This is a genomic window from Mycobacterium sp. IDUB_21 (assembly GCF_055419425.1).
This window is the reverse complement of the sequence record NZ_JBVAXQ010000001.1, coordinates 25,989-44,135: the sequence shown is the minus strand read 5'-3', so window position 1 is coordinate 44,135 and position 18,147 is coordinate 25,989. Positions and strand designations below refer to the sequence as shown.

Sequence of the window (18,147 nt, the reverse complement as noted above, 5' to 3'; positions counted from 1 at the left end):
CGGTAGACGCATGTGTACCCGATTGGTTTACCTGGGGCCTAACGGCAACGTCATCACCGGACGGTCGATGGACTGGAAGCTGGACCTGGCCACCAATCTCTGGGCGCTGCCGCGCGGAATCCGACGGACCGGCCGGGCCGGGGCGAACTCCATAGAATGGACCGCCAAGTACGGCAGCGTGGTAGCCACCGGCTACGACATCTGTACCACCGACGGCCTGAACGAGGCCGGGTTGTCCGCCAACCTGCTCTGGCTGGCCGAATCGGTGTACCCGCACTATGACGGCAGCCGGCCCGGCCTGTGCATCTCCGTCTGGGCGCAATACGTGCTCGACAACTTCGCCACCGTGGCCGAAGCCGTCGCGGCGCTGAGCGCCGAACAATTCGAGGTAGTCACCGACGGCGTGCCCGGCGAGGATCGCCTGGCCACCCTGCACCTGTCGCTGTCGGATGCCGATGGCGACAGTGCGATCGTGGAATACGTTGACGGCAAACAGGTCATCCACCACGGTCGCCAGTACCAGGTGATGACGAACTCGCCGATATTCGACCAGCAACTCGCCGTCAACGCCTACTGGGAGCAACTCGGCGGCACCGTCATGCTGCCGGGCACCAATCGGGCTGCGGACCGGTTCGCGCGCGCCTCGTTCTACGTCAATGCGATACCCAAATCCGACGACCTGAAGATCGCGCTCGCCTCGGTGCTGTCGGTGGTGCGCAACGTGTCGGTTCCGTTCGGCATCTCCACGCCAGGTGAGCCCAACATCTCCTCGACCCGCTGGCGCACAGTCGCCCACCACACCCGCAAGCTGTACTGCTTCGAATCCGCGCTGACACCCAACGTGTTCTGGGTGGACCTGAACAAGCTCGACCTGCATGAAGGCGCCGCGGTGCGCAAGCTCGACCTCGGTTCCGACGACAGCAATATCTTCGCCGGTGAGACATCGTCGGACTTCGCAGCCGCCGAACCTTTCACCTTCCTCGGCGTCACCCCGTGAACGCAGGCCGGCGCGCCGGAGCGGTCCTGCTGACACTGCTGCTGTGCGCCCCAATATCTTTCGGGACTGCCAGCGCGGCGCCGGCACCGGACTGGTCGGCACTGGATGCGGGCGCCTACACCGGCTCCATTCCCGCCGAAGGGGATCTGATCACCTCGGTACCGCTCGACCCGGCGCTGTCGGTGACGGGCGCCGCCCGGGCGTTCCGGATCCTGTACGCCACGCCCGACCAGCACGATCGGCCGGCGGTGAGCACCGCCGCGGTGTTCGTGCCACCCGGAGCGCCCCCGGCGGGCGGCTGGCCGGTGATCGCCTGGGCGCACGGCACCGTCGGTCTGGGCGACGACTGCACCCCGTCGGCCCGACCCCGCAGCCCCCGCGACAACGAGTACCTGTCGCACTGGCTGGACCAGGGCTACGTGGTGGTCGGCACCGACTACGCCGGGCTCGGCACACCGGGGCTGATGAGCTACCTCAACAGCGTCACCGAAGCGCACTCGGTGATCGACTCCGTGCGAGCCGTCCACCACCTGGACCTGCCGCTGTCCCCCAAGTGGGCGATCGTCGGCCAATCCCAGGGCGGCGGCGCGGCGATCAACAGTGCCTGGTGGGCCAACAGGCTCACGGCCGGCACCGGCCTGGACTATCGCGGCGTGGTCGCCACCGGCACTCCGGCCAACATCGAACGGCTGGTCATCCAGGCCGGCCCCGACATGCCGTCGCAGCCGGTGCCGCCCGCGGCGATCAGCTACGCCTCGTACATCATGGCCGCACTGCGCGAAGCGCATCCCGACATTCCCGTCGATGAGGTGCTGACTACTCGCGGGCGCGAGCTGGCCGACCAGGCCGAAACTGTCTGCAAACCGGAGCTGGATCAGCAGGTCGCGGGAACCACACTCAACGAGCTGTTCAGCGCTCCGGTGAGTTCGCTGGACGGCATCGGCGCCGCACTCGACGGCTTCATGGGCACCCCGACTGACGGGTATGACCGGCCGATCTTTCTCGGGCACGGCCTGCTGGACACCGACGTGCCGCCCAGCTCCAGTCAGACGCTGTATCAGCAGCTGATCGACAACCACCAGAATGTCGAGCTGCACATATATCCCGACCACGACCATTCCGGCACTGTGCTCGCCTCAATGCCGGACTCCACCCGCTTCCTGCAACGCGTCATGAGGGAGGAAAGCCCATGACCGATCGCGTCGCGCTGCGCGCCGGTATCCCACCGTTCCACGTGATGGATGTCTGGCTGGCCGCCGCCGAACGTCAGCGCAGCCACGGCGACCTGGTGAACCTGTCCGCTGGGCAGCCCAGCGTGGGCGCACCCGAACCGGTGCGCGCCGCCGCTGCAGCGGCCCTGCAGACCAACCAACTCGGCTACACCGTCGCGCTGGGGATCCCGGAGCTGCGCTCGGCCATCGCCGGCTCGTACGCGGATCGCTACGGCCTGGCCGTCTCCGCCGACGACGTGGTGGTGACCACCGGCTCGTCCGGCGGATTCCTGCTGGCGTTTCTGGCCTGCTTCGACGCCGGCGATCGGGTGGCGATCGCCAGCCCCGGCTACCCGTGTTACCGCAATATCCTGACCGCGCTGGGCTGCGAGGTGGTCGAGATCCCGTGCGGGCCGGAGACTCGCTTCCAGCCCACCGCAGCGGCGCTGGCCGACATCCCCGGGCCGCTGGCCGGGGTGATCGTCGCCAGCCCGGCCAACCCGACCGGGACCGTGCTGGAACCGGCGGAGCTGGCCGCGATCGCGCGCTGGTGCGACGACTCCGGGGTGCGGCTGATCAGCGACGAGGTCTATCACGGGCTGGTCTACTCCGGCGCCCCGCAGACCAGCTGCGCCTGGCAGACCTCACGCAACGCGGTGGTCGCCAACAGCTTCTCCAAGTATTTCGCGATGACCGGCTGGCGGCTGGGCTGGCTGCTGGTGCCGCCGGCGCTGCGCCGCGCGGTAGACCGTCTGACCGGCAATTTCACCATCTGCCCGCCGGTGCTGGCCCAGTACGCGGCGGTCGCCGCCTTCACACCCGAAGCGATCGCCGAATCCGACGGCCACCTGCGGCACTACGCGGCCAACCGCAGCCTGTTGCTGGACGGGCTGCGCAGCATCGGCATCGACCGGCTGGCGCCCACCGACGGGGCGTTCTATGTCTACGCCGACGTCGCCGAGCACACCGACGACTCCCTGGCGTTCTGCGCACGATTGCTCGCCGACACCGGAGTCGCGCTGGCGCCGGGCATCGACTTCGACACCGAACGCGGCAATACCTTCGTCCGGCTGTCGTTCGCCGGCCCGACCGTCGACATCGCGCAAGCCCTGCACCGGATCAGCAGGTGGCTGCCACTCCGGTAGGTTTACTCACAAGCTCGACTTACCTGATCGAAGGGACCACAGCAATGCGCACAACCACGACTTCTCGTCGAGGCTCGCTGAATCGCCTGGCGATCGGCGCGGCAGCCGTCGGCATCTTCGGCGCGGTGGCCGCCTCGGCGACGGCCGGGCAAACTGCACCAGCAGCTGATGCCGCACCGGCGTCCTGCACGGCGGCCGGGCTGTCCAGCACCGCCAGCGGGGTGCTGGGCCAGGCCGGCGGATTCCTCAACGACCACCCGGAGACCAACGACGTGCTGACCGCCGCGGCCTCGATGCCCGCGGAGCAGGCCAAGTCCTCGGTGCAGGGCTACTTCATCGGCCACCTCGACCAGCTGTCGACCCTGCAGGGCATCGCCCAGCCGCTCACCGACCTGAAGAACCAGTGCGGGATCGCGGTCTCCCCGACCCAGCTGGCCATGCTGCTGGAGACCGTCAGCAAGTAGGACCGGGCGATGAGCCTGGCGATCAGCGACCACGAACGGGCCGCGTTGGCGCAGGCGGCGGGCTTCGGCCTGTTCGCCGCGATCACCGGACGCCGGTCGCGGCGGTTCCCGGTCGGCGGTGCCATTCCGGCCGGTGCCCTGGCCTACGCGAGCCGCCGCCCGGTACAGCCGCTCTCCGAAGTCGAACGGGCGCTGTTGCTGTCGTTGATGGCCGGGGTCACCGGTTGGCACGACGGCATCGCGCACCACCCGGGATACGCTCCCGCGCTGCCGAACTACCCCGGCAGCGCCACCGGCCGGGCCGTCCCATCGGCGGCGGGCTTTCACACCAGCCAGCTGTTCTTCACCGACGACACCGGCTGCTACCTGCTGCCCACCCGCGATCAGGAGCCGCGGGAATTCGACACCATCGAGGATTGGATCGGCCACACCGCGGATTCCTATGTGCGGCTTTCAGATTCCCGCTTAGAGCTGCCGCACGAAGAGCCCTACATGGAAGGCCACAACACCTGGATCGGCAACCACCCGGGCAGCCTGCTGGCTTTCGCCGTGGCCGATCTGGCCGAGCACCTGATGGAGAACCTGTGGTTCTTCGCGGCCAATGGATACCCGATCCGCGATGACATCAACGGCCGCGAGATCCCCGGTCTGCAGGCGTTTTCCGGGCTGGCACATGCCGATGACCCGATACCGCTGTCGTTCGTCGAGCAGTACACCCTGACCGAGGCCAGCGCCGAGCTGTCCATCGCCGCCCACAACGGGGCCCTGGGGCTGCAGGCCCTCGGCCTGGGGGGCTGGATCTTCGACGGGCTGGACCGGCTGTCGGTGCTGGGCGGCTCCGGTGACCCGCGGGCACCCGGGCTGGGCTTTGTCGCCGATACCGATCCACGCTGGCCGTTCCCGAATGTCACCGGGCTGCCCGGCCACTTCGAGACGCTCAGCCCGCCGCATGTGGCGTCGGTGGCCGACGGCGTACAGCAACTGGTGGCCCGAAAGTTCGGTCCCGGCGGGCCGTTACACCCCGATACGCCCGGACCCTGGTCGCAGAGTCCGGCCGTGCGCGGTTCGGCGCTGCCGCCGGACGGCATCGCCGAACTGGTCACCGCCGAGGCCTCCTACATCTACGACACCTTCGGCAAGCTGCCCGGCACCGTGCCGACCGTGCACGTGCTGATGTACCTGCAGGCCCAGCACCTCGACACCGACTTCTACGACGAGTTCTACGGCCCCGGGGCGTATCTGCGCACCCACGCCGAACACCAGCAACGCTGGCACGGCTAGCGGTTCCGGCTCGGCGAGAAGACTACAGCCAGGTGTCGTCGGTGGTGGCGGTGAGGAACGCCTCCAGATCGTCGCGCCACTGCGCGGGCGTGGTCTTGTCCGGCTCGATGCCGGTGTAGTCACCGCGGTAGAACAGCAGCGGCCGCGGCTTCACCTCGGGTACGTCCGAAAGGGATTGCACCGCACCGAAGACCACGAAGTGGTCGCCTCCGTCGTGCACCGAGGACACCGTGCAGTCGATGTGGGCCAGCGACCGGGCCAGGACCGGCGAACCCAGCGGGGAGGGCTCCCAGTCCACGCCGGCGAATTTGTCCGGTTCGCGGGAACCGAACCGGGCGCAGACGTCCTTCTGCTGCTCGGCCAGGATGTTGGCGCAGAACTTTCCGCTGGCCTCGATGGCCTGCCAGGACCGCGACATCTTGGTCGGACAGAACAGCACCAGCGGCGGGTCCAGCGAGAGCGCCGCGAACGACTGGCAGGCGAATCCGATCGGCGCACCCTCGTGCATGGTGGTGATGATCGTGATGCCGGTGCAGAACTGACCGAGCACGCTGCGGAAAGCGCGCGGGTCGATCAGTTGGTCTCCTGCTGTCGATTCAGAGCTCACTGCACTACTGCTTCTCTATGCCCACCGTGAAGTCATGCCCCCACAGGCTGACCGCGGTGCTCTCCCGCGCCACCCAGTCGTCGTCGTCGACTTCCAGGCCCTCGCAACCGAATTCGATCTGAAAACCACTGGGCGACTTCATGTAGAACGACAGCATCTTGTCGTTGACGTGGCGGCCCAGGGTGGCGGCCATCGGCACCTTGCGGCGCTCGGCCCGGTCCAGACAGAGTCCGACGTCGTCGGCCTCGCCCACCTCGATCATCAGGTGCACGATGCCAGTCGGGGTCGGCATCGGCAGGAACGCCAGGCTGTGGTGGCGCGGGTTGCAGCCGAAGAACCGCAACCACGCCGGGTCACCGTCTGCCGGGCGGCCCACCATCTGCGGAGGAAGTCGCATCGAGTCACGCAGTCTGAAGCCGAGCACGTCGCGGTAGAAGTGCAGGGCCTCGGCGTCGTCGTCGGTCGACAGCACCACGTGGCCCAGACCCTGCTCCTCGGTGACGAATCGGTGCCCGTAGGGGCTGACCACCCGGCGGTGCTGCAGCGCCACACCGTGGAACACCTCCAGGGTGTTGCCGGAAGGGTCGGCGAAAGTGATCATCTCGACGACGCGGCGCTCGGCGAGTTGGGCGGCGGTGGCTTCCTTGTACGGGGTGCCCTCGACCTCCAATGCCTGCCGGATCGCCTGCAGCCCTTCGGCGTTGGCGCACTCCCAGCCGGAGGACAGCAGCCGGTCGTTGTCGCCGGGCACGATCACCAGCCGGGCCGGGAACTCGTCCATCCGGAGATACAGCGCACCTTCGGTGGTGCCTTCGCCCTCGACCATGCCGAGAATCTTGCACCCGAACTCCCGCCAGGCCGCCATATCGGTGGCCTGGATCCGCAGATACCCCAGCGAACGAATACTCATCGGTGATACCTCCAACAGCTCGTCTATATCCCAGCGTCCCAGCCCGGTCCAGTCCGATCAGACCATTGTGTCGCCCGGCGGCAACCCGAATTCGTGGTTGCCGAAGATCATGTATGCCCGCTCCGGGTCGTTGGCCGCGTGCACCCGGCCCGCGTGCGCGTCGCGCCAGAACCGCTGCACCGGCGCGTCGTTGGACAGCGCGGTGGCACCGGCCGCCTCGAACAGCCGGTCGATGGAGGCGATGGCCCGGCCGGTGGCGCGCACCTGGTCGCGACGGGCGCGAGCCCGCAGGTCGAACGGAACCTCCTCGCCGGCCGCCAGCAGGGCGTACTCGTCGGCGACGTTGCCGATCAGCTGCCGCCAGCCGGCGTCGATGTCACTGGCCGCCTCGGCGATACGAACCTTGGCGAACGGGTCGTCCTTGGCCTTCTCCCCGGCGAACGCCGCCCGGACACGCTTGCCCTGGTGCTCGACGTGGGCGTCGTAGGCGCCGTAGGCCATGCCCATGATCGGGGCCGAGATCGTGGTCGGGTGCATGGTGCCCCACGGCATCTTGTAGACCGGGGCGGTGTTGGTGGCGTAGCCGCCGGCGGTCTGGTCGTTCATCGCCTTGTAGGACAAGAACCGGTGCCGCGGCACGAAGACGTCCTTGACCACGACGGTGTTGCTGCCGGTGCCGCGCAGGCCGACCACGTGCCAGACGTCGTCGATCGTGTACTCGGTGCGCGGGATCAAGAAACTGCCGAAGTCCACCGGCTTGCCGTCTTTGATCACCGGGCCGCCCAGGAACGCCCAGGTGGCGTGGTCGCAACCCGACGACCAGTTCCAGGCGCCGTTGACGATGTAGCCGTCGGCGTTCTCGGTCACCACACCGGCGCCCATCGGGGCGTAGGAGGACGACACCCGCACGTTGGTGTCCTCGCCCCAGACCTCAGCCTGGGCCTGCTGGTCGAACAGCGCCAGGTGCCAGTTGTGCACACCGATGATCGAAGCCACCCAGCCGGTGGAGCCACACGCGCTGGCGATGCGGCGGACCGCCTCGTAGAACACCGCGGGGTCGCACTGCAGGCCGCCCCACTGCTCGGGCTGCAACAGCGTGAAGAAGCCGATCTCCTCAAGCGCCTTGATGTTGGCGTCGGGAATCTTGCGCAGATCCTCGGTCTCCTGAGCGCGCTCGCGCAACTGCGGAAGAAGATCGTCGATGGCCGAAAGCACCGACCGCACGTCACGCTGTTGAATGGACGTCACTAGATTGCCTCCCAGGAGTGAGCAGGTATAGCGGCCCGTTTTTCAACCAGCCTAGAGTGAGATTAGAACACGTTCCGATTTGTGTCGAGCGGGGTGTTCCTGCGGCTGGTAGCGATACCGGACCACTTTTCTGTAACCTGTTCTAGTTATGACCGAAGATGAAGGGCGGGCTGTGGCGGAGACCATTCCGGACGAACCACTCGGTGCTCACGTCCTGGAATTGCAGATCACGCAAGTCGTCACCGAGACCGACGACGCGTGTTCGCTGGTATTCGGCGTGCCGGACGGGCCCGACGATCCGGAGGTCCCCGCGCGGCGGCTGAAGTACTCGCCGGGCCAGTTCCTGACGCTGCGGATCCCCAGCGACCGCACCGGCTCGGTGGCCCGCTGCTACTCGTTGTGCAGCTCCCCGTTCACCGACGACTCCCTGACCGTCACCGTCAAGCGGACCGTGGACGGCTACGCATCGAACTGGCTGTGCGACCATGCCCGCCCCGGGATGCGGGTGCACGTGCTGGCGCCTTCCGGCACGTTCGTGCCCAAGTCCCTGGACACCGACTTCCTACTGCTGGCCGCCGGCAGCGGCATCACCCCGATGATGGCGATCTGCAAATCGGCGCTGTCGCAGGGCGACGGCAAGGTGGTGCTGGTCTATGCCAACCGCGACGAACGGTCGGTGATCTTCGGTGCCGCGCTGCGCGAGCTGGCCGCGAAGTACCCCGACCGGCTGACGGTCGTGCACTGGCTGGAGTCGGTGCAGGGCTTGCCGAGCTCAACCGCGCTGGCCCAGCTTGCCGCCCCCTACACCGACCGCCAGGTCTTCATCTGCGGACCGGGCCCGTTCATGCAGGCTTCGCGGGACGCCCTGGACGCCTTGAAAGTCCCCGCCGGGCAGGTGCATCTCGAGGTGTTCAAGTCGCTGGACAGCGACCCGTTCGCCGCGGTCAAGATCACCGAGGCGCCGGAAGCTGCCGAGAGTGCTGCGCCGCCGGCCACCGTCACGGTCGAATTGGACGGCGAGACCCACACCGTGCAGTGGCCGCGCCACGTCAAGCTGCTGGACCTGCTGCTCGACAAGGGCCTCGACGCCCCGTTCTCCTGCCGGGAGGGGCACTGCGGCGCCTGCGCCTGCGTACTGAAGAACGGCAAGGTCACCATGGAGGTCAATGACGTGCTGGAACCGCAGGACCTCGACGAGGGGCTGATCCTGGCCTGCCAGGCACATCCTGAGACCGATTCGGTGGAAGTGACCTACGACGAGTGATCTCAGGTCTAGGTTGGTGCGACATGAAACGGTTGCTGATGATGCCGGCGGCGTTGACGTTGTTGGCCGCGTTGATCCCGTCCGCGATCGGATCCGCGGCAAATGACACCAAGACCACGTTGGTCCCGGTCAACGACTTCGACCAACTGCAGACCCACAGCTGGGTCGAGTGCACCGCGCCGCCGCTGTGTCGTTTCACCGTCGGGGTGCAACTGCAGACGCCCGAGGGGATGGCCGGCTTTCCGCCCGACCTGTGGGCCCGGCAGAGCACCGAGATCCGCTCGTCGAAGCGGACGGCTTATCTGGACGTGCACACCGACGGTGGCGAGGGCTGGTTCAAAGACCGCGGCGGCCCGGGGACGAAGGTGTTCAAGGACGGCACCGGTGCGGTGATCCAATCGATGTACTACGGCGAAGGTCCGCCGGAGAAATACCAGACCAACGGCAGCATCGACGTCCTGGAATACTCCACCGGCCAGCCCAAGACCGACGCCAACGTGATCGTCTGCACCCACATACAGGTGGTCTACAGCGGGGTCAACGTGACCACGCCGGCCACCTGCGCCCAGACGGTGTTCTAAGCGCGCAGCACCGCGAACGACTGCCCCGGCAGTTGCGTGGTTTCGTTCTCGAATGTTGGTGACCCCCAGGCCAGTACCAACTCGCCGGATACCGGCACACTCACCGCGGCCTCGCTCAGGTTGCAGACGAGCACCAACTGACCGCGGCGCATGGCGATCCATCGGTTGTCCTCGTCGTAGTCGACAATGAGGTGGCTCAACCAGGGATCAGCCAGATCGGCTTCGGCGCGAAGCCTGATCAGCGCCTTGTAGACGCCGTGCAGCTGCAGGTGGCCTTGCCCGTCGACTTCGTCCCAGTCCAGCTTGGACCGCTCGAAGGTCTTCGGGTCCTGCGGGTCCGGGATGTCGTCGGCGTTCCAGCCGTGCTCGGCGAACTCGGCTTTGCGACCTTCGGCGGTGGCGCGTGCCACTTTCGGGTCCTCATGCGAACTGAAGAATTGGAACGGGGTCAGCGCGCCCCATTCTTCGCCCATGAAAAGCATTGCGGTATAGGGCGACAGGAGCACCAGTGCAGCCTTGACAGCGAGCTGTCCGGCGGTCAGGTTCTGCGAGGGGCGATCGCCGAGTGCTCGGTTGCCGACCTGATCGTGCGTGCAGGTGTACGCCAGCAGCCGGGTAGCCGGAATCCGCGAGGCGGGCAACGGCCGGCCGTGACGCCGGCGGCGAAACGACGAATACGTGGCCGCGTGGAAAAAGCCGTTCCGGAGCGTGGTCGCGCACGTGGCGATGCTGCCGAAGTCGGCGTAGTAGCCCTGCCGCTCTCCGGATACCGCGGCGTGAATGGCGTGATGAATATCGTCATCCCATTGCGCGGTGATCCCGTAGCCACCGTCTTCACGGCGGGAGATGGTCCGTGGATCGTTGCGGTCACTTTCCGCGATCAGCGACAGCGGGCGACCCAACTGTGCAGCGAGCAGGTCGGTTTCGGCGGCCAGCTCCTCGAGGATGTGGATCGCGGTGGTGTCCACCAGCGCATGCACTGCATCCAGCCGTAGTCCATCGGCGTGGAAGACACGCATCCAGCGCAGCGCGCAGTCGATGATGTAGCGGCGTACTTCGTCGGAGTCGGCGCCGTCGATATTGATGGCATTACCCCAGGGGTTACGGGCCTCCGACAGGTACGGCCCGAAACGGGGCAGGTAATTCCCGGACGGTCCGAGGTGGTTGAAAACGGCGTCGATCAACACACCCAGGCCGCGGCCGTGGCAGGCGTCGACAAAGCGCGCCAGCCCATTCGGGCCGCCGTAGGGCTCATGCACCGCATACCACAGCACACCGTCGTATCCCCAGCCGTGCGTACCGGAGAAAGCGTTGACCGGCATCAGTTCTACGAAGTCGACACCCAGGTCGACCAGATGATCCAGCTTCTCGATGGCGGAATCGAATGTGCCCGCGGGAGTGAATGTGCCGATGTGCAACTCGTAGATCAGCGCACCTTCGACGGGCCGTCCGGCCCAGTCGTCGTCGGTCCAGGTCAGGCTGGTCTCATCCCATAATGCCGAGCGTGCGTGCACGCCGTCGGGCTGACGGGCCGACCGCGGATCCGGCAGAATCGCAGGATCGTCGTCGAGCAGGTACCCGTAGCGCGCATCGGCGGGTACGTCGAGCGTCGTTCGCCACCAGCCGTCGTCTGCACGGCCCATCGGGTAGGACACACCGTCGACATCGAGGCCGACGGCTGCGGGAGTTGGTGCCCAGACGGCGAACTCAGTCATCGCCACGCTCCAGCAGCGCAACCGGCAGCTTCGCGAAGAGTTCCGCAGCCGGCACCGATCCGCTGTGCTTGCCGCCGGACAGTGAGTCGGTCCAGGTGCCCGGCGGTAACGTGACGGCGGTATCGCGCCATCCGGTGTCACGCAGCCTCACCGTCCAACGGCTGACCGCGACCACGACGTCCTCGTCCCGACGAAACGCGACGACATGTTCGCCGGCCGAGCCTGACGCCAACACGGGGTGATAGCTGCCGTGCAGGAAGGTGTCGGGACGGGTTCGTCGCATCCGCAACGCCGCGGCCACCACCCGTATCTTCGGGTGACGCAAAGACTTGAGCGCCTCGCGACGGGCGACGTAGTCGACAGGTCGCCGGTTGTCCGGGTCTACCAGATTGTCGTCCCACAATTCGGTGCCCTGATACACATCCGGGATGCCGGGCACGGTCAACGCCAGGAGCTTCTGGCCCAGGATGTCGCTTTCAACGTACGGAGCAAGTTCGGTGACGAGCTCGGACAATTGCTGCGCGACAGGTCCGTCCAAGATGTCGTCGAGCCAACGGTGTACGGCGTCCTCGAACTCCGTGTCGGGATCATGCCATGAGGTTCCCCGCGCCGCTTCGCGAACGGCCTTCTCGGCGTATGCGTGCAGTCGCCGGCGAAGGGTGCTGGTCACGTCATCGTCGCGGGGCCAAACACCGAAGATGTTCTGCCACAGGAACAGTCCGGTAGCCAGGTCAGGCGATGGAACACTCGCCTCCCAACGGGCGACGAACTCGGACCACAACGCCGGCACCTGGGACAACACGGCGATCCGGGCCCGCACGTCCTCACCGCGTTTGGTGTCATGGGTGGACAAGGTGGTCATCGTGTGCGGCCAGCGTCGAGCCCTGGTAGCGGCCCGTTGATGAAACTCCGCCGACCCCACACCGAAGTACTGGGGGTCGCCGCCGACTTCGTTGAGCGACACGAGCCGCGCGTCGCGGTAGAACAGGCAGTCTTCGCTCGCCTTGGCAGTCACCGCCCCGCACAGCTGTTGCAGTCGGACCGCGGATTCCTCGTCATCGGCGATCGCAGCTGCGACCAATGCGAGCGGCTCACCGAGTTCGGGCTCCACGGCCTGTGTTTCGGCCAACGCAACGGGCAGTATCGCGGCCGTGCCCGGGTAGTCGCTGCGGTAGACCCCGGTCCGACCGAGCACTGCTGCAATGGCATCGGGCAGCAGGGGATGGTCGGCGCCGGTGGCACGGACCACGCAACGGCGCAACCGCGCCAGCTCACTGCCCAGCGACTCGGCGGCCGCGACCCTTTTCTCTTCGGCCAACAGGGTCGGCATCGCCCGGTAGTCGACGCCGGCGGTCTCAAACAGCTCGGTCAGCGCCGGCTCGCCGTTCGGGTCGATGAACAGGCCACCGATCTCCCGCAGGACGTCATAGCCGGTGGAGCCGGCCACCGGCAGGGTCGGTTCGAGCGACTCGTCGACGGCCAGAATCTTTTCCACGACGATCCAGGCGTCCGGTCCGACCAGCGCGCGCAACCATTGCAAATACCCACCCGGATCCGACAGGCCGTCCGGGTGGTCGACCCGCACGCCATCGACGAGCCCGTCGCGAAACCAGCGGGAAAGCTCGACGTGCCACGCATCGAACACTGCCCGATCCTCTTGACGCAATCCGGCCAGCGACGTGATCGAGAAGAAGCGGCGGTACCCGCACGTGCCGTTGCGCCACCCGACCAGCCGGTAGTGCTGGCGATCGTGGACTTGGGCGCCGCTGCCGGTGCCGGTTCCGGGCGCGATGGGAAACACCAGATCACCCAACCGCAGCAGCTCACCGTCGACCACCAAGTCGGCCGCATCACCGTCAGACCCCAACACCGGCAGAATGATTCGGCCGTCACCGAGCTCCCAATCGATGTCGAAGAACGCCGCGTACTGCGAGGACCGGCCATGGGTCAGCACATGCCACCACCACGGGTTCTGCTCCGGCCTCGCCACGCCGACATGGTTCGGCACGATGTCGATGACGAGACCGATTCCGCGATCACGCGCTGCCGCCGACAGCCGCGCCAACCCCTGCGCACCACCCAATTCGGCGGACACCGTAGTCGGATCGACGACGTCGTAGCCGTGCGACGAACCGCGTACCGCGGTCAACACCGGTGAGAGGTAGAGGTGCGAGACGCCGAGTTCGTCGAAGTAGTCGAGTAGTTCCTCGGCGTCGGCGAAGGTGAAACCGAATCCGCTTTCCGGGCCGCGCAGCTGTAACCGGTAGGTGGACAGCACCGGGCGCGCCATGGGTCAGCGCACTTTCCGCAGCACGAGCAGTGACCGCCCGGGCACATGCATCGCATCACCGGCCTGCACCACCCGCTCGGCCGGCACCGTCGACTCTGCGGTGTCCAGTTCGACGGCCCACTCCTGCCCGTAATCCCCGCTGAGAACGGAGAACTCGACCGTCTCCCCGTGCGCATTGAAACAGAGCAGAAACGAGTCGTCCACAACCCGCTGGCCGCGCCCGTCCGGCTCGCGGATCGCCTCACCGTTGAGGAAGACCGTGATGCACTTGTCGAAGCCGTTGTCCCAATCGTCTTGGTTCATCTCCCCGCCGCTGGGGGTGAACCACGCGATGTCGCCGATCTCGTCGTCGTGGCGACCCGGACGGCCCTCGAAGAACCGGCGGCGACGAAACACCGGATGTTCCTTTCGAAGCCGGGTCACGTGGCGGGTGAAGTCCAGCAGATCGGCATTCGTCTCCGCCAGAGACCAGTCCATCCAGGCGATTTCGGAGTCTTGGCAGTAGGCGTTGTTGTTGCCGTGCTGAGTGCGGCCCATTTCGTCGCCGTGCGCGAGCATCGGGGTGCCTTGGGACAGCATCAGGGTGGCCATGATGTTGCGCATCTGCCGAGCCCGCAGCGCCTGGATGTCCGGGTCGTCGGTGGGTCCTTCGACACCGCAGTTCCACGACCGGTTGTGGCTCTCGCCGTCCGTGTTGTCGTCGCCGTTGGCCTCGTTGTGCTTTTCGTTATAACTGACCAGGTCATGCAGGGTGAATCCGTCGTGGGCGACCACGAAGTTGATGCTGGCGCCGGGCCGGCGTCCGGTCGCCTCGTAGAGGTCCGACGACCCGGTGAGCCGGGAGCCGAACTCGCCCAGCGTCTCCGGTTCGCCGCGCCAGAAGTCACGCACCGTGTCCCGGAACTTTCCGTTCCATTCGGTCCACAGGCCGGGAAAGTTTCCGACCTGGTAGCCGCCTTCCCCCACGTCCCACGGCTCGGCGATCAGTTTGACCTGACTGACCACCGGATCCTGCTGGATCAGGTCGAAGAACGCCGACAGCCGGTCGACGTCGTAGAATTCGCGGGCCAATGTCGATGCCAGGTCGAAGCGGAAACCGTCGACGTGCATCTCGGTCACCCAGTACCGCAGCGAGTCCATGATCAGCTGCAGCGCATGCGGGTTGCGCGCGTTGAGGCTGTTGCCCGTGCCGGTGTAATCCATATACAGACTGCGGTCATCCTCGACCAGCCGGTAGTACGCGGCGTTGTCGATTCCGCGGAAGTTGATGGTCGGACCGAGGTGGTTGCCCTCTGCGGTGTGGTTGTAGACCACGTCGAGGATCACCTCGATGCCGGCTTCGTGGAAGGTGCGCACCATGGTCTTGAATTCCGCGACGGCCGCGCCGGGCTGCTGACTCGCCGCGTACTGACTGTGCGGGGCGAAGAACCCGAAAGTGTTATATCCCCAGTAGTTCCGCAGGCCCATCTGCAGCAAGCGGTCGTCGTGCATGAACTGGTGTACCGGCATCAGCTCGACAGCCGTGACATTGAGCGCCTCGAGGTGGTCGATGATGACCGGGTGGGCCAGCCCCGCGTAGGTGCCGCGCAGTTCCTCGGGGATGCCCGGGTGGGTCTGCGTCATGCCCTTCACATGGGTCTCGTAAATGATCGTTTCGTTGTAGGGGGTCTTCGGTGGCCGATCCGACGCCCAGTCGAAGTACGGGTTGATCACCACGCTGGTCATGGTGTGACCGAGCGAGTCGACCCTCGGCAGGGTTTGCGATCGCGGCGGGTCGTCATCGTTCAAGCCCGCGGCCATGTCGTAGGAGAACAGCGCCTGGCCGAAGTCGAAGTCCCCGCCGAACGCCCTGCCGTAGGGATCGAGCAAGAGCTTGCTGGAATCACAGCGGTGTCCGGCGGCCGGGTCGAACGGCCCGTGCACCCGGAACCCGTAGTGCTGCCCCGGCGACACCGTCGGCAGGTAGGCGTGCCAGACGTATCCGTCCACCTCCTCGAGCGGGATGCAGGCCTGGTCGCCGTTCTCGTCGATCAGGCACAGATCGACCCGGTCGGCAATCTCGGAGAACACCGCGAAATTGGTTCCGCCACCGTCGTAACCGGCTCCGAGCGGCGCGCTGCTACCCGGCCAGATGGTGGGTGACACCGGCGGCTTTTCGGCGGAATCCCCGACCGCGGTGACATCTCTGGCCGGATCTCGGGTAATGCCCATATCCACCCAATCTCGTCCACAACTTTCGATTCGGCGACACCCGGGGTGTGGCTACCCGCCTGCCGGGCGGTCAAACTTTCGCCGTCTACGACATTACGGTCAGGTTCGCGATCCGGCGGCCGGGCGTTGAAAGACCTCGTACGCGGGTATAGCCGTTGTCGTGGTGCCCGATGACCTGCGGCGGCTGGCAGCCGCACACGGCGTGGCCACCTGCTATCGCAATGCGGAGCGCGAACTGGTGCAGGTCGATGCCGACGTCGTGATCCGGGTACTTCGGCTGCTCGAAGTCGAGGCCGACACCGAAGCGAACAGACGCCACGAGTTGATCAGGCTGGACGAACGCGACCGCGCCGATGCGGTGTCACCCACGGTGGCCGTGCGGGTGACCGGATGTTCCCAGCCGCTGCCCGGGGCCGCTTGGCTGGTCAGCGAGGACGGCGAACGCACGACGGTGCGCGATGAACTGCCCGAACGCCTGGCGCCCGGTTGGTATGAGCTTGCGCTGCGCAACGGCCGGCAGATCACGCTGGTGGCCGCCCCTGCGCAAGTGCCGGCGGCACCGGCCACTTGGGGATGGATGCTGCAGTTGTACGCGTTGCGGTCCGCCCGCTCGTGGGGTGTCGGCGACTTGTCGGATCTTCGCGATTGGGTGACATTCACCGCCGCCGAGCACGGAGCCGGAGCGGTCCTGCTCAACCCGCTGCACGCGCCGGGACCGACGCACCCGGTGCAACCGTCGCCGTATACGCCGTCGAGCCGGCGGTTCGCCAACCCGCTGGCACTGTGCCTCGAAGACCTCGACGTCTATCACCGGGCCGACCCGGACACCCGGGCGGAAGTCGATGCGCTGCGGGTCGACGCGCACACCCCGCGAATCGACTACGACCTCGTCTGGGCTGCCAAACGCGCCGCCTTGGAGTTGCTCTGGCGAGCTGACGGCCGCCCCGGTCCGCTTGACGAGTCGCCGGCGAACAAGGCGTTGCGCGACTGGGCCACCTACTGTGCGTTGGCCGAGCGCCATGGCGGCCGGTGGACGACATGGCCCGCGCCGCTGCACGACGCGGCCGGGTCCGCGGTGGCGGAGGTGCGGCGGGAGCTCGCACCGAGAGTCGCGTTTCATGCCTGGGTGCAGCAACGCTGTGCCGAGCAGCTGCTGGCGGTGCGCAACGCGGCAAAAGATTCCGGTATGGCGCTGGGGGTGTTGCACGACCTGGCCGTAGGCGTCGACGCCGATGGCGCCGATGCGTGGGCGCTGGCCGACGTGCTCGCCGGTGAAGCCCGGATCGGGGCACCCCCGGACGCGTTCAGCCCCCATGGCCAGGACTGGAGCCTTCCGCCGTGGCGGCCGGACCGCCTGGCGGCCACCGGCTACAGCGCGGTGCGTGACATGCTGCGTGCCGTCCTGGCCCACGCCGACGGTGTTCGTATCGACCACGTCGCCGGTTTGTGGCGGCTGTGGTGGATCCCGCCCGGCGAGGGTCCGGACCGCGGGACCTACGTCCACTACGACGCCGATGTGATGCTCGCGGTGCTGGCGCTGGAAGCGCACCGAGCCGATGCCGTCGTCATCGGCGAGGACTTGGGAACCGTCGAACCGGAAGTCACCCAGGCACTGGCCGATAACGGAATGCTGGGGTGCGCGGTCTCCTGGTTCACCCGCGATGAATCGGCGCCCGGCCAGCCGTTGCTTCCACCGGGGAAGTGGCCTTCGCGGGTAGCCGCCAGTATTTCCACCCACGACCTGCCCACCGCGGCCGGATTTCTGCGCGCCGAGCACGTGCGGGCACGCGCCGAGTTGGGCCTGCTCGACGACGCGGCCGCCGCGCAAGCCGCCGCTGATCAGGAACGAGCCGAATGGCTGGCGCTGCTGCGTTCTGAAGGACTGCTGGCGCCCCGTGAAAATCAAGCCCCCGGAAGCGGCGGAACCCCGGACGAGTCGCTCATCATCGAAGCCATGCACCGCTTTTTGGCGGCCACGCCGAGCCGGCTGAAGCTGCTCTCCCCCTACGACGTGCTGGCCGAACCCCGCCAGCCCAACCTGCCCGGCACCGTCGACCAATATCCGAACTGGCGGCTCCCACTGCCCGAACCTCTTGAGCAGCTGCGCAGCGACCCGCGGATTGCCCGCGTCGCGGCGTTGTTCTCGAACGGTCCCGGCGGGTCAATACCCACCGAAGTCGGTGATCCCCGCCGATGGTAGGTAATCGTGGCCGGAATGGGGTA

General features: G+C 67.0%; 14 protein-coding genes. 8 read left to right on the top strand and 6 right to left on the bottom strand.

What is annotated here, in order from left to right:
* The first annotated feature begins 10 nt into the window (after positions 1–10).
* From ACZYY4_RS00185 to ACZYY4_RS00165, 5 genes are read left to right on the top strand one after another with little or no spacing between them, the layout of a single operon-like run.
* Positions 11–997, top strand: coding sequence for a linear amide C-N hydrolase (locus ACZYY4_RS00185; protein WP_463807394.1), 987 nt, complete (start codon positions 11–13; stop codon positions 995–997).
* Positions 994–2,190, top strand: coding sequence for an alpha/beta hydrolase family protein (locus tag ACZYY4_RS00180; protein WP_463807393.1), 1,197 nt, complete (start codon positions 994–996; stop codon positions 2,188–2,190). Before ACZYY4_RS00185 ends, ACZYY4_RS00180 begins: the two co-directional genes overlap by 4 nt.
* A complete protein-coding gene (locus tag ACZYY4_RS00175) occupies positions 2,187–3,353 on the top strand; it encodes a pyridoxal phosphate-dependent aminotransferase (RefSeq protein WP_463807392.1) in 1,167 nt (388 codons plus the stop codon). Before ACZYY4_RS00180 ends, ACZYY4_RS00175 begins: the two co-directional genes overlap by 4 nt.
* Before the next feature lie 44 nt (positions 3,354–3,397).
* Entirely contained in the window at positions 3,398–3,817 is a 420-nt protein-coding gene (locus tag ACZYY4_RS00170; RefSeq protein ID WP_463807391.1) for a heme-binding protein, read from the top strand.
* 9 nt (positions 3,818–3,826) lie between these two features.
* A complete protein-coding gene (locus tag ACZYY4_RS00165) occupies positions 3,827–5,098 on the top strand; it encodes a hypothetical protein (protein ID WP_463807390.1) in 1,272 nt (423 codons plus the stop codon).
* 22 nt (positions 5,099–5,120) lie between these two features.
* Here the strand turns inward: ACZYY4_RS00165 and hsaB are convergent, their stop codons facing one another.
* The 3 genes from hsaB to hsaA are packed head-to-tail and all read right to left on the bottom strand — an operon-like array spanning position 5,121 to position 7,863.
* Positions 5,121–5,675, bottom strand: a complete 555-nt coding sequence (gene hsaB, locus ACZYY4_RS00160) for a 3-hydroxy-9,10-secoandrosta-1,3,5(10)-triene-9,17-dione monooxygenase reductase subunit (RefSeq protein WP_463807927.1) — start codon at positions 5,673–5,675, stop codon at positions 5,121–5,123.
* A 34-nt stretch (positions 5,676–5,709) separates the two neighbouring features.
* Positions 5,710–6,615 carry an iron-dependent extradiol dioxygenase HsaC gene (hsaC, locus tag ACZYY4_RS00155; RefSeq protein WP_463807389.1) on the bottom strand — a complete coding sequence of 302 codons (906 nt, stop codon included), beginning with the start codon at positions 6,613–6,615 and terminating at the stop codon, positions 5,710–5,712.
* 57 nt (positions 6,616–6,672) lie between these two features.
* Entirely contained in the window at positions 6,673–7,863 is a 1,191-nt protein-coding gene (hsaA, locus tag ACZYY4_RS00150; RefSeq protein WP_463807388.1) for a 3-hydroxy-9,10-secoandrosta-1,3,5(10)-triene-9,17-dione monooxygenase oxygenase subunit, read from the bottom strand.
* 172 nt (positions 7,864–8,035) lie between these two features.
* On the opposite strand from hsaA, the gene ACZYY4_RS00145 reads away from it, so the two are divergent.
* Both ACZYY4_RS00145 and ACZYY4_RS00140 read left to right on the top strand, forming a co-directional pair.
* Entirely contained in the window at positions 8,036–9,127 is a 1,092-nt protein-coding gene (locus tag ACZYY4_RS00145) for a 2Fe-2S iron-sulfur cluster-binding protein (RefSeq protein WP_463807926.1), read from the top strand.
* Positions 9,128–9,150: 23 nt separating this feature from the next.
* On the top strand, positions 9,151–9,708 hold the full coding sequence (locus tag ACZYY4_RS00140; protein ID WP_463807387.1) for a hypothetical protein: 558 nt from the start codon (positions 9,151–9,153) through the stop codon (positions 9,706–9,708).
* On the opposite strand, the gene treZ is transcribed toward ACZYY4_RS00140, so the two are convergent.
* From treZ to glgX, 3 genes are read right to left on the bottom strand one after another with little or no spacing between them, the layout of a single operon-like run.
* Positions 9,705–11,423 carry a malto-oligosyltrehalose trehalohydrolase gene (gene treZ / locus ACZYY4_RS00135; RefSeq protein ID WP_463807386.1) on the bottom strand — a complete coding sequence of 573 codons (1,719 nt, stop codon included), beginning with the start codon at positions 11,421–11,423 and terminating at the stop codon, positions 9,705–9,707. The two genes, ACZYY4_RS00140 and treZ, sit on opposite strands and share 4 nt — an antisense overlap.
* Positions 11,416–13,713 carry a malto-oligosyltrehalose synthase gene (gene treY, locus ACZYY4_RS00130; protein WP_463807385.1) on the bottom strand — a complete coding sequence of 766 codons (2,298 nt, stop codon included), beginning with the start codon at positions 13,711–13,713 and terminating at the stop codon, positions 11,416–11,418. The genes treZ and treY overlap by 8 nt, the downstream gene beginning before the upstream one ends.
* A gap of 3 nt (positions 13,714–13,716) precedes the next feature.
* Entirely contained in the window at positions 13,717–15,924 is a 2,208-nt protein-coding gene (gene glgX / locus ACZYY4_RS00125) for a glycogen debranching protein GlgX (RefSeq protein ID WP_463807383.1), read from the bottom strand.
* Positions 15,925–16,084: 160 nt separating this feature from the next.
* Here glgX and malQ point away from each other — a divergent pair, with 160 nt between their 5' ends.
* The gene (gene malQ / locus ACZYY4_RS00120) at positions 16,085–18,124 is read left to right on the top strand and encodes a 4-alpha-glucanotransferase (RefSeq protein WP_463807382.1); all 2,040 of its coding nucleotides are present in this window, start codon (positions 16,085–16,087) and stop codon (positions 18,122–18,124) included.
* Positions 18,125–18,147 lie beyond the last annotated feature (23 nt).